General features: G+C 73.3%; 11 protein-coding genes and 1 tRNA gene. 7 read left to right on the top strand and 5 right to left on the bottom strand.

What is annotated here, in order from left to right:
• Positions 1 to 930 (bottom strand): NAD(P)/FAD-dependent oxidoreductase (locus Q7T52_RS16760; protein WP_304804489.1); only part of this gene is annotated, 930 nt, incomplete at its 3' end.
• A 148-nt stretch (positions 931 to 1,078) separates the two neighbouring features.
• Here Q7T52_RS16760 and Q7T52_RS16755 point away from each other — a divergent pair.
• The 5 genes from Q7T52_RS16755 to Q7T52_RS16735 are packed head-to-tail and all read left to right on the top strand — an operon-like array spanning position 1,079 to position 7,390.
• The gene (locus Q7T52_RS16755; protein WP_304804486.1) at positions 1,079 to 3,181 is read left to right on the top strand and encodes an ATP-binding protein; all 2,103 of its coding nucleotides are present in this window, start codon (positions 1,079 to 1,081) and stop codon (positions 3,179 to 3,181) included.
• Between the two features lie 17 nt (positions 3,182 to 3,198).
• Positions 3,199 to 4,146, top strand: a complete 948-nt coding sequence (locus tag Q7T52_RS16750; RefSeq protein ID WP_304804484.1) for a pirin family protein — start codon at positions 3,199 to 3,201, stop codon at positions 4,144 to 4,146.
• A gap of 7 nt (positions 4,147 to 4,153) precedes the next feature.
• The gene (locus Q7T52_RS16745) at positions 4,154 to 4,942 is read left to right on the top strand and encodes a hypothetical protein (protein ID WP_304804481.1); all 789 of its coding nucleotides are present in this window, start codon (positions 4,154 to 4,156) and stop codon (positions 4,940 to 4,942) included.
• A gap of 34 nt (positions 4,943 to 4,976) precedes the next feature.
• Entirely contained in the window at positions 4,977 to 6,857 is a 1,881-nt protein-coding gene (locus tag Q7T52_RS16740; protein WP_304804478.1) for a penicillin acylase family protein, read from the top strand.
• On the top strand, positions 6,854 to 7,390 hold the full coding sequence (locus Q7T52_RS16735) for a GNAT family N-acetyltransferase (protein ID WP_304804477.1): 537 nt from the start codon (positions 6,854 to 6,856) through the stop codon (positions 7,388 to 7,390). Before Q7T52_RS16740 ends, Q7T52_RS16735 begins: the two co-directional genes overlap by 4 nt.
• Here Q7T52_RS16735 and Q7T52_RS16730 read toward each other — a convergent pair.
• The 4 genes from Q7T52_RS16730 to orn form a co-directional block, all read right to left on the bottom strand.
• On the bottom strand, positions 7,354 to 8,205 hold the full coding sequence (locus tag Q7T52_RS16730; protein WP_304804475.1) for a bifunctional helix-turn-helix transcriptional regulator/GNAT family N-acetyltransferase: 852 nt from the start codon (positions 8,203 to 8,205) through the stop codon (positions 7,354 to 7,356). The genes Q7T52_RS16735 and Q7T52_RS16730 overlap by 37 nt on opposite strands.
• A gap of 11 nt (positions 8,206 to 8,216) precedes the next feature.
• Positions 8,217 to 8,540: a hypothetical protein gene (locus Q7T52_RS16725; protein ID WP_304804473.1), complete on the bottom strand. Its 324-nt coding sequence runs from the start codon at positions 8,538 to 8,540 to the stop codon at positions 8,217 to 8,219.
• Positions 8,541 to 8,664: 124 nt separating this feature from the next.
• Positions 8,665 to 8,740, bottom strand: a tRNA-His gene (locus tag Q7T52_RS16720).
• A 50-nt stretch (positions 8,741 to 8,790) separates the two neighbouring features.
• Entirely contained in the window at positions 8,791 to 9,462 is a 672-nt protein-coding gene (gene orn / locus Q7T52_RS16715) for an oligoribonuclease (RefSeq protein ID WP_304804471.1), read from the bottom strand.
• Between the two features lie 64 nt (positions 9,463 to 9,526).
• Here orn and Q7T52_RS16710 point away from each other — a divergent pair, with 64 nt between their 5' ends.
• Together Q7T52_RS16710 and Q7T52_RS16705 are read left to right on the top strand one after the other, a co-directional pair.
• Positions 9,527 to 10,045: a DoxX family protein gene (locus Q7T52_RS16710; RefSeq protein ID WP_304804469.1), complete on the top strand. Its 519-nt coding sequence runs from the start codon at positions 9,527 to 9,529 to the stop codon at positions 10,043 to 10,045.
• Positions 10,045 to 10,761 (top strand): thioredoxin domain-containing protein, encoded by a 717-nt coding sequence (locus tag Q7T52_RS16705; RefSeq protein ID WP_304804468.1) that lies wholly within the window; start codon positions 10,045 to 10,047, stop codon positions 10,759 to 10,761. The genes Q7T52_RS16710 and Q7T52_RS16705 overlap by 1 nt, the downstream gene beginning before the upstream one ends.
• The last annotated feature ends 367 nt before the right edge of the window (positions 10,762 to 11,128 follow it).

The following is an 11,128-nucleotide window of genomic DNA, read 5'->3' as shown; positions in this document are numbered from 1 at the left end:
CGGGTCCTCGGGCTCGCCGAGCAGGATCCGCAGCACCCAGGGGGCGACGTTGGCCAGCACGTGGGTCGCCGCCACGGTGTGGCGGGTGCCGTCGGCGGAGGTCCAGTCGACCTCTCCGGGACCGGTGCCGTCGGCCCTGATCGCGCTCACGCCGGCGCCGGTGACGATCTCGGCGCCCGCGGTGACGGCGGCCTTCTCGAGCGCGGCCGTGACCGAGCCCATCCCGCCGACGGGCACCCGCCACTCGCCGGTGCCGTTGCCGATCAGGTGGTAGAGGAAGCACCGGTTCTGGATCAGCGACTCGTCGCGCAGCGAGGCGAAGGTGCCGATGAGGGCGTCGGTCGCGACGACCCCGCGCACGGTGTCGTCGGTGAAGCGCCGCTCGACGGCCTCGCCGAGCGGGCGGGTCACGACGTCGCGCCAGGTGTCGGGGTGGACCCGCTCGCGCAGGTCGCGCTCGGACGGCAGCGGCTGCAGCAGCGTCGGGGCGACGACGTGGGCCAGCGCGGCGACGTCGCCGTAGAACGCGCGCCAGGCGTCGTACTCGGTCTCGGAACCGGTGAGCTCGAGGAACGACTGACGGGTGGCGTCGCGCTCGTTGCGTTCGACGAGCAGGCCGCCGGGCTTCCCGTCGCGCAGGGTCGGGGTGTACGACGCCGTGCGCCGCGACAGGAGCTGGACGTCGAGGCGCAGGTCGGCCATGAGCTGCTCCGGGAGCACCGAGACGAGGTAGGAGTAGCGCGAGAGCCGCGTCGGGATCCCCTCGAACGCGGTGGCCGAGACGGCCGCGCCACCGGTGTGGTCGAGCCGCTCGAGCACCATGACCGAGAGCCCGGCGCGGGCGAGGTAGGCCGCTGCGACCAGTCCGTTGTGGCCGCCGCCGACGACGACGACGTCGTAGGAGTGACTGGTCCCGAGATGAGCAGGCATCCCGTCACCGTAGCGACCTCGGGCGCTCCAGCACCGGCCGCTGTCGGCGCGTCACACGGACACGAGAGGATGACCCTGTGTTGCGCTCCCCCCACAGGCGCGCGGTCGTCACGGACCGCTTCTCCGTCGCGCCCCCAGTCGGTCCCCGGTGAGCGAGGCGACCGCGGTCGGTCGCACCGTGCGGCTGCGGCTGCTCGTCGTCGGCGGATCGCTCCTGCTCCTGGTCCTCCTCGCCTGGTTCGCGACCAGGCACGCGCCGCCCCGCGACTACGTCACCGGCATCTGGCCGATCGGGATCGGCACCGGCGCCGTGCTGCTGGCCCCCCGGCGCCTGCGGCTGGTGGTCAGCCTCGCGGTGGGGTCGACCGGCGTCCTCGCCATCCTCCTCAGCGACCAGCCCGCCGACCTCGCGGTGGGCTACGGCCTCATGTCGGCGCTCGAGGTCTGGGTGGCCGCCCGGGTCCTGCAGCGCCGCGACGGCCGCAGGCCCGGGCTGCGCAGCGACGACGACCTCCGCCGCTACTTCGCTGCCGCGTTCCTGGGCGGCGCCATCGCCGCGACTGGCGCGGCGACGACCTACCTCGTCGACGGGTCCGGCGACCCCGCCCGGGCGGCGCTCGGCGTCGGCATGGCCCACCTCGCCTCGCAGCTCTACCTGGTGCCGCTCTTCCTCCGGCTCCCCAACCAGGGGGCGATCGCCGGTCCGGGCGAGCGCTGGGCGCAGTGGGCGGCGATCGCGGCGGGCGCCCCCCTGCTGCTCGTCCCGGACGCCTCGCCGTCCCTGGTCTTCCTCGTCATCCCGGTCCTGGCGTGGGGCGCCCTGCGGATCACCCCGCTCGAGTCGATGCTGCAGCTGCTGGGCGTCCTGGCCCTCGCGGTCCTCCTCACCAGCTATGGCGAGGGTCCCTTCGCCGACGTCCCGGCCCGCTACGGCCTGCCCGGCGACTTCCGCGGCATCCTGCTGTCCGCCTTCTGCGCCACCTGCGCGGTCATCGTCATCCCGTTGATGCTCCGGGTGGGGGAGTACGTCGGGGCCGCGCGGGCCTCGGCCGCCGAGCGCGACCTGGTGCGCGGGATCGTCGACGGCGCCTCGGGCATCGCGATCATCGGGACCGACCCGGACGGCCGGATCACCCTGTTCAACCCGGGCGCCCAGCAGCTGCTGGGCTACCGCGCCGGGGAGGTGCTCGGCCGGCTCACACCGATGCTGCACAGCCCGGAGGCGATCCGCGACAAGGCGCTCGAGCTCGGCGTCGAGGACGACTTCGTCGCGGTGGTCACCGCCCTGGTGCAGCGCGGCCTCGTCAGCGCGCCGATCCGGTTCCTGCGCAAGGACGGCGTCGAGCGCACCCACGCGATGACCCTCACCCGGCTCGCCGTCGGCGGCCGGACGAGCGGCTACGTCAGCACCTCCGAGGACATCACCGACCAGCTCGACACCGAGCAGGCGCTGCGCGACGCCCTCGAGACGGAGCGGCGCGCGGTCGAGCGGCTCAGGGGCGTCGACGCCGTGAAGGACCAGTTCGTCTCGACGGTCAGCCACGAGCTGCGCACGCCGATCACCAGCATCCTCGGCTACCTCGAGCTCCTCACCGACGGGACCCTCGGCGAGCTGCGGGGTCCCCAGGTCGACGCCCTGCTGCGGGTGCAGTCCAACAGCCACCGCCTGCTCAGCCTCATCGACGACCTGCTCACGCTGTCGCGGGTCGCCGAGACGGGGCTGCGTCCCCACGAGGAGCCGTTCGACCTGCGCGACGCGGTGCGCGCGGCCCACGACGTCGTGGCGCCGACCTGGGACGCGCCACGGGTGCTGGACGTGTCGCTCGACCTCTGCGAGGTGCCGCTCCCGACGTACGGCGACCGGGAGATGGTGGAGCGACTGGCGGTCAACCTCATCGGCAACGCGGTCAAGTTCACCGACGACGGCGGCTCGGTCTCGGTGTGCGTCCACCTGGACCCCGACCGGCAGGAGTCGGTGCTCGAGGTCGTCGACACCGGCATCGGCATCCCCGACGAGGAGCAGGCGCACCTGTTCACCCGCTTCTTCCGCTCGTCGCTGGCCGAGGGCCGGGCGATCCCAGGCAGCGGGCTCGGGCTGTCGATCGCCCACGAGATCGTGGAGCACCATGGGGGCTCGGTCGACGTCCGGTCCCGGGTCGGGGTCGGCACGACCGTCGAGGTGCGGCTACCGGTCCGGCCGGGAATGTCAAACATTCAACTACCGTTGGGACGATCGACCGAACCGACCTGACCGAGGAGCTGGGTGCCGTGCCCGCACAGACCGTCGACGACCTGACCGTGCTGGACCGCGTGAAGGCTCCCGGGCTGGGCGACCAGCCGCGTCCGGTGCGCTCGGTGACGACCGCTCCCCGGGGCTACGAGGGCGAGGGGTTCCCGGTCCGTCGCGCGTTCGCCGGCGTCGACCTCAAGGAGCTCGACCCGTTCATCATGATGGACCAGATGGGCGAGGTGGAGTACGCGCCCGGCGAGCCCAAGGGCACCCCCTGGCACCCGCACCGCGGGTTCGAGACCGTCACCTACATCATCGACGGCGTCTTCGACCACCGCGACTCCCACGGCGGTGGCGGTTCGATCACCAACGGCGACACGCAGTGGATGACCGCCGGCTCCGGCCTGCTCCACATCGAGACCCCGCCCGAGTGGCTCGTGGAGTCCGGCGGGCTCTTCCACGGCATCCAGCTCTGGGTCAACCTGCCGCGCGACGCCAAGATGACGACGCCGAAGTACCAGGACATCCGCTCCCGCGAGGTCGCGCTCCTCACCACGCCCGACGCCGGCTCGCTCGTCCGCGTCATCGCCGGCGCCGTCGACGGCCACGAGGGCCCGGGCGCGACCCACACCCCGATGACGCTCGTGCACGCGACCGTCGAGCCCGGGGCGCGGCTCGACCTGCCCTGGGACGTCGACTTCAACGCCCTCGTCTACGTGCTCAACGGCCACGGCACCGTCGGCATCGACGGACGTCCGATCCAGACCGGCCAGACCGCCGTCCTCGGTGCCGGCGACTACCTCACCGTCACCGCCGACGGCACCCAGGAGAGCCGCTCGCCGCGCCTCGACGTCGTGGTCGTCGGCGGGCGCCCGATCCGCGAGCCGCTCGCGTGGGCGGGGCCGTTCGTGATGAACACCATGGCCGAGGTGCTCGAGGCCTACCAGTCCTACCAGCGCGGCGACTTCGGACGGGCTGGGTTGTAATGGTCCCGTGGAGGGTCCCGAGCGTCCGCTGACCGAGGACGGCGTCCTGGCCTGGGCCCGGTCGCTGTCCGACGATCCCGACGCGGTGGTGCGCTACCGCCACCCGTTCGACGGGGACCTGGTGCACGGCGGGCTGGCCTGCGTCGACGGCGAGCGGCTCTGGTTCGCGTCGTACGACGGTGGCTTCGGCTCGGGCTACCTCAGCCACGGCGACACCGACGAGACGCTCGACCGGGCGTGGGAGCAGGCCCGGCACGCCGCCCGCGACCTCGACTGGTCCGAGCTCGGACCGTGGCAGCGGGCCGCCGTCACCGCCCTCGCCCTCGGGACGACCGTCTCCGCCCTGCCGCCCCAGCACCGCGTGGGGATCGAGAGCGACCTCGACCGTGACTGGGCCGACTGGCTGTGGATCCAGCTGCGGCGGGGCCGGCTCGCCCCGATGCGCACGCTGGCCGCCCGCGACCACCTGCTCGAGGCACCGGTCGAGGCCTCCCGGGCCGGTCGACGCACGCACGCCTGCCCGTTGTGCGGCCTGCCCGCGCCGCACCAGGAGCGCTACCCGCGGGCCGTCTGCGACGACTGCACGAGGCGCGCGGTGGCCGAGGACGGCCGTCCGGTCCGCGGCTACAACACGTCGCTCGGCGGCGGCTTCCAGGCGCGGTACGCCGACGGCGACGACGGCACGGACGGCGAGGTCTGCGACGAGGTGACCCGGACCGGCCGCGTCACCGTCAGCGGCAAGCCCTGCTCGATGGGGGAGGCGCGCTTCGGCGGCGTCGTCGTGGAAGCCCTGTGACCGCCCCCTCCTGCGTGGCTTAGGGTCACCTCACATGGCCCGGATCTATCGTGACGCGTATGGCGTCCCGCACGTCCGGGCGACCGACGTGCTCGACCTCGCCCGCGGCCAGGGTCTCGCGGTCGTTCGCGACCGGGCGTGGCAGCTCGAGTGGCTCCGCCGCCGCGCCACCGGGACGACCGCGGGCGTGCTCGGGACCGCGGGGGAGCCCTGGGACCGGTTCTCGGTGCGGGTGCGGGTCGTCGACACCGCCCGCCGTGCGTTCGACGCCCTCACCGGGGAGTCCCAGGCCTTCGTGACGGCGTACGTCGAGGGCGTCAACGCCGCGCTCACCAGCCCGGCCGCGACCACGCCGCCCGAGCTGGTCGCCGTCGGCGCCACGGCCGAGCCGTGGCCGGAGTGGATGCCGCTGGCGACCTTCCACGCCCAGCAGGTGCTCTTCGCCGACATCGGCTCGACGCTGTGGGACCGCCGGGTGCGCGACGTGCTGGGCGGCGACGCGGCGCTGCTGTCGCACGAGGGCCCGCAGCCGGCCGGCAGCAACGCCTGGGCCGTCGGCGGCGCACGCACCGCCTCGGGCCTGCCGCTCATCGGCGGCGACCCCCACCGCACCTTCGAGTCACCCGGCGTCTACCACCAGGTGCGGCTCGCGTGCGAGGACCCCGACGACCCGTTCGACGTCGTCGGGTTCACGTTCACCGGCGTGCCCGGCGTGCAGCACTTCGCGCACGCGGGCGACGTCGCGTGGGCCATCACCAACGGGATGGCCGACTACCAGGACCTCGACGAGGTCGGTGACGACCACGACGGCCCGACGGTCGTGCCCGGCGTCGGGTTCCGTGGGCCGTCGACCGAGCTCGGCGACGTGGGCTTCGAGGCGCTGCTGCCGCTGCTGCGGGCGCGCACCGCCGACGACGTCGACGCCGCCATGGAGCACTGGGTCGAGCCGGTCAACAACGTCGTGGTCGCCGACGTCCACGGCACCGTCCGCTACCGCTGGGCCGGCCGGGTGCCGACCCGCGACGCCGAGCGACGCTGGACCGGCTGGCGCACCGACCGGCACCGGGTCGACGTCGGCCCCGACGGCCAGGTCGTCACGGCCAACGACCGTCGCGGCCCCGAGAGCGACGAGATCGGTGTCGAGTTCGCGCCGTCGCACCGTGCCGACCGGATCCGCGAGCTCCTCGGCGACCGCACCGGCCTGACGACCGACGACTTCACGGCCATCCACGACGACGCGCTGCTCGGCGGACGCGACGCCGTCCGACACCTCGCGCCCGCCCGCCTCGACGGCTGGGACGGCCACATGCGCGCCGACTCGGCCGAGGCCGCGGCCTACGCCGCCTGGCGGTCGGCGTTCGTGCGCCGGGTCGCTGCGCACACCGTCTTCGACCCCCTGCGCGAGCCGGCGCCCGACCCGGTCGTCGGGCCGTGGTTCGACATCACGGTCATGGTCGGCCTCGGGCTGCCGGCACTCGCGGCGGCCGGCACGCCCTTCGGGATCGACCTCGCCGAGGACGCCCGGCTCGCGGAGGCCGACGTCGACGCCTCCGGCTGGCCGGCGACCTGGGGCGAGACGCACGTCTTCGACCCCATCCACGCCTTCGACCTCACGACGGGGCGGACCGCACCCGACGTGCCCGCCGTACCGCTGAGCGGCGACCAGGACTGCGTGCGCTGCGTCGGGTCGCTCCCGGGCATCTCCGACGGCGCCTACCGCGGCGCCGTCGCTCGCTACGTCTGGGACCTCGCCGACCGCACCGCCGGCGGCTGGGTCGTGCCGATGGGCGCCTCGGCCGTGCCCGGTGACCCCCACCACCTCGACCAGCTGCCCCTGTGGGCCGAGACGCGGCTCGCGCCGATCGTGACCGACTGGACCCTGCTGACGCTCGACCCCTCGGAGGAAACGTCATGACCCTGCGTCTCGACCTGCTCGACCCCGCCACCGAGGCCGAGGTGGTCCATGCGTGGGTCGTCGAGGACCGCGCGCAGTTCTGGATGATGCAGGACTACACGCTCGAGGAGGTCCGCGAGGTCTACACGTGGATCCAGGACCAGCCCACCCACGCGGCGTACCTCGTCAAGGACGGCGACGCTCCCGTCGGCCTCTTCCAGACCTACGACCCGCGCGCCGAGGAGATCGGCGACCACTTCGACGTGCTCGACGGCGACCTCGGCGTCCACCTGATGGTGGGGCCGGCGAGCGAGGAGCGGCCGGGCTTCACCGGCGAGGTGCTCGAGCTGGTCGGCGGCTTCGTCTTCAGCGACCCGGCGGTCCAGCGGGTGGTCGCCGAGCCCGACGCGCGCAACGCCAAGGCAATCGCGCGGGCGCAGTCGATGGGCTTCGCGCCCGGGCCGGTCGTCCAGCTGTCGACCAAGCCGGCCCAGCTCGGGTTCATCACCCGCGAGGCCTACGAGAGCGTCTTCTCGAAGAACAGCTCCGCGTAGGGGTTGTCGTTGTAGCGCTCGATCCGCCGGTAGCCCGCGCGGTCGTACATCGCGATCGCCTCGTCGAGGGTGCCGTTGGTGTCGAGACGTACGACGCCCCGTCCGCGTCCGCGGACGACGTCCTCGAGGTGGCGCAGGAGCCGTGACCCCAGGCCGGCGCCGCGCCAGCCGGGGTCGACCCACATCCGCTTGATCTCGTCGACGTCGTCGGCGATCTGCTGCACGCCGCCGCACGCCACCGGGGCGCCGTCGCTGGTGGCGACGGTGAACGTGTCGAGGGGCGGGGGCATGCCGGGGTCGAAGCCTGCGGGGAAGCGGACGTCGAGCTCGGCGAGGTAGTGGCCGACCGCCGTCGTGGCGAGCGCGCTCGCCGGGTCGACCTCGTGCAGCTCGACGGTGGCCGCCCGGACCAGGAGGTCGGCGGTCGCCAGGGCGGCGACGAGACGCTCGCGCTGGCGGTCGGTCAGCGGTGCCACGAGGCGCGCGGCGAGGTCGTCGGAGCGCCGGTCGAGCCGGCGCAGCAGGGCGCGGCCGGTCTGGGTGAGCCGGACGACGCGTCGCCGGAGGTCGCCGGGGTCGCGCTCGGTCGTCGCCAGGCCGCGGGACTCGAGGTCGCGCAGCAGCCGGGAGAGGTAGCCGGAGTCGAGCCCCAGCCGCTCGCGCAGCTCGCCGACCCCCGCCCCCGTCGTACCGACCTCGAACAGGAGGCGGGCGGCCCCCAGCGGCAGGCCGAGGCCGAGGAAGGACTCGTCGAGCGCGCCGATCCGCTGCGTGTAGGTGCGGTTGAAGCGTCGTACGGTCTCCACGGCGGTCACGATGCCTGACTCTAGTCAGGCAACGGGCCGGTGGTGTCGACGGGTGGCAGCGCCAGGCCCATGCCCTGGTGGAAGGCCAGGACCCGGAAGGCAGGCGAGCTCCGAGGTGCCTGCAGCGTCAGCGTCACCCGACGGGCGTGGGCCACGCGGCGCAGGTCGCGCAGGTGGTGGACCAGCGTGGCCGGGAGGTGCTCGACCTCGCCGAGGTCGATCTGCACGGCCGCGCACCACGGCTGGTGCTCCTGGTGGACCAGGTCGCGGATCGCCGCGACCGCCCTACGGCCGGCGTCGCCGTCGAGCTCGCCCTCGAGACGGAGGAGATGGGCGATGCGCATGCCGGATGCTCGCAGGGGCATCCCGGACGCCGCCGGTGAGCGGCCTCGCCCGTGCGGGTGATCGTCGACAGGGCCTCGTGAACGCCGCGAGCCCCGGCCGACCGGCCGGGGCTCGCGAGCTGACTGGGGTGAGTAACGGGACTTGAACCCGCGACATCCGCCACCACAAGGCGGCGCTCTACCAGCTGAGCTATACCCACCATGACCTGCTCGGCATGCACCGTGCAGGACCGGAAGAAGTGTAGAGGGTCTAGGGCTTGGTCTCAGAATCGGTTGCGTCCGGTGCTGGTGCGGGCGGGGTCGGGCCCAGGCCGGTCAGGGCGCCGCCATGGCGGGAGGCGGCCTCACGGGCGGCCGCCGAGTCGGGTCCGGGGGCCGGCACGAAGACCGTGTCGCGGTAGTAGCGCAGCTCCTCGATGCTCTCCTGGATGTCGGCCAGGGCGCGATGGTTGCCACGCTTGGTCGGGGCTGCGAAGTAGGCGCGCGGGAACCAGCGGCGCGACAGCTCCTTGATCGAGGAGACGTCGACGATCCGGTAGTGCAGGAACCCGTCGAGGTCGTGCATGTCGCGAGCCAGGAACGAGCGGTCGGTCGCGACGGTGTTGCCGGCCAGCGGCGGGCGGCTGTCGGCGGGGCAGAACTCCCGGATGTAGGCCATCACGTCGGCCTCGGCCTCGGCCAGGGACACGCCGTGCTCGAGCTCGTCGAGGAGGCCGGAGGTCTCGTGCATGGTGCGCACGAACGGCACCATCTGCTCGAGGGCCTCGGCGGGCGGCTTGATGATGATGTCGACGCCGTCGCCGAGGACGTTGAGGTCGAAGTCGGTGACCAGCGCGGCGACCTCGACCAGGGCGTCGGCGACGAGGTCGAGACCGGTCATCTCGCAGTCGATCCAGACCAGGCGTTCCTTGGCGGCACTCACGGTCGCTCACCCTACGGGGCGCCTCTCAGGTCGGCTTCAGCCGCGCCGTCTACCGTTCTCCCACGTGAACCCGTCGGCGAAGCAGTGGCTCGCGCTCCTCGCGCGCCTGGTGGTCGGCGGTGTCTGGATCTGGGCCGGCTTCGCCAAGCTGGCCGACCCCCTCGGCAGCGTCCAGGCCGTCCAGGCCTACGACCTGCTGCCGACGTCGCTCGCGGAGCCCATCGGCTACGCGCTGCCGGCGGTCGAGGTCGTCATCGGCCTCGCGCTCGTCGTCGGCGTGATGAGCCGCGGCGCCGCCGCGATCTCGGTCGTGCTGTTCGTCGGGTTCGTCATCGGCATCGCGTCGGCATGGGCGCGCGGCCTCGAGATCGACTGCGGGTGCTTCGGAGGCGGCGGCTACGACCCCGACGCCTCCTCGAAGTACCCCGTCGAGATCGCCCGCGACGTGGCGCTCCTCGCCGCGTCGCTCTTCGTGGTGTGGGCCGGCCCGGGGCGCCTCGCGCTCGACGCGGTGCTGTTCCGGCGACGTACGCCACGTGACCTCGAGCGCGAGCTCGACAACGAGCTGGAAGGTGCCGAGTAGTGGCTGGCAAGTCGAAGACCGATACCAAGGCGGCGGAGCGGGCCGAGCGCCTGGCCGAGCTCAAGAAGCAGGCGAAGGCCCAGGAGCGGCGCCGCAACCTCATGGTCGGCGGCGTCGTCGCGGTCGTGCTGGTGCTGATCGGCATCACGTTCTACCTCGTCAGCCGCTCCAACGACGTCGACGCGACCGCGGCCGGCCAGAGCGACTACGGCGTCGCCATCGGCTCGCCCGACGCCCCGCACGACCTGGTCATCTACGAGGACTTCCTCTGCCCCTACTGCGGCGAGCTCGAGGCCGCGACCGGCGACCAGCTCGCTCAGCTCGCGGACGACGGCAAGGTCTACGTCGACTACCGCCCGTTCACCCTGCTCAGCAACATCGGCACCTACTCGGCCCGCTCGACCGCCGCCTTCGGCGTCGTCCTCGACAAGTCCGGGCCCGAGGTCGCCAAGAAGTTCCACGACCTCCTCTACGACAACCAGCCCGAGGAGAGCGCCTCGTCGTTCCCTGACGCCGACGCCCTCATCGCGACGGCCGTCGAGGCCGGAGCCACGGAGGCCGACGTCCGTCCCGGCATCGAGGAGGGCGAGAACGACTTCGCCAAGAACGCCACCAAGGAGGCCCTTGCCGCCGGCGTCAAGGGCACCCCGACCATGGTCCTCGACGGCGAGGTCTACAGCGGTACGCCGCAGGAGCTGCTCGACGAGCTCGCCTGACCCCACCTCACGGTGGTCGAGCCGCGGGGACGAAGTCACCGCGTGTCGAGACCTCCGCAGCCGGTACGGCGACCGGGCACAGCGGTGGTCGCTGAGCCGCTCAGCCGCAGCGACGGGGTCGGGTCGGGTGGGTCGGCTGCGGGGATCTCGACACGCCGGGCCGTAGCCGGCCCGTCGGCTCGATCACCGTGCGGACACGCTGAGCCGTCGCGTTCGTGCGACGGGTCAGCGATACCGCCGTGCTCAGGCCCACCGCACGGTGGTCGAGCCGCGGGGACGAAGTCACCGCGTGTCGAGACCTCCGCAGGCGGTACGTCGACCGGGCGCAGCGTGGTCCGGAGGCGGCTCAACCGGAGTGACGGGGTCG

Origin of the sequence: Nocardioides sp. (assembly GCF_030655615.1) — a bacterium.
GTDB lineage: Bacteria > Actinomycetota > Actinomycetes > Propionibacteriales > Nocardioidaceae > Nocardioides.
This window is presented reverse-complemented; position numbering and strand designations above follow the sequence as displayed.

Excerpts from the sequence above, each read along its gene's own strand:
- Q7T52_RS16735 (WP_304804477.1), top strand. The coding sequence starts at position 6,854 with ATGACCCTGCGTCTCGACCTGCTCGACCCCGCCACCGAGGCCGAGGTG.
- Q7T52_RS16740 (WP_304804478.1), top strand. The coding sequence starts at position 4,977 with ATGGCCCGGATCTATCGTGACGCGTATGGCGTCCCGCACGTCCGGGCG.
- Q7T52_RS16725 (WP_304804473.1), bottom strand. The coding sequence starts at position 8,540 with ATGCGCATCGCCCATCTCCTCCGTCTCGAGGGCGAGCTCGACGGCGAC.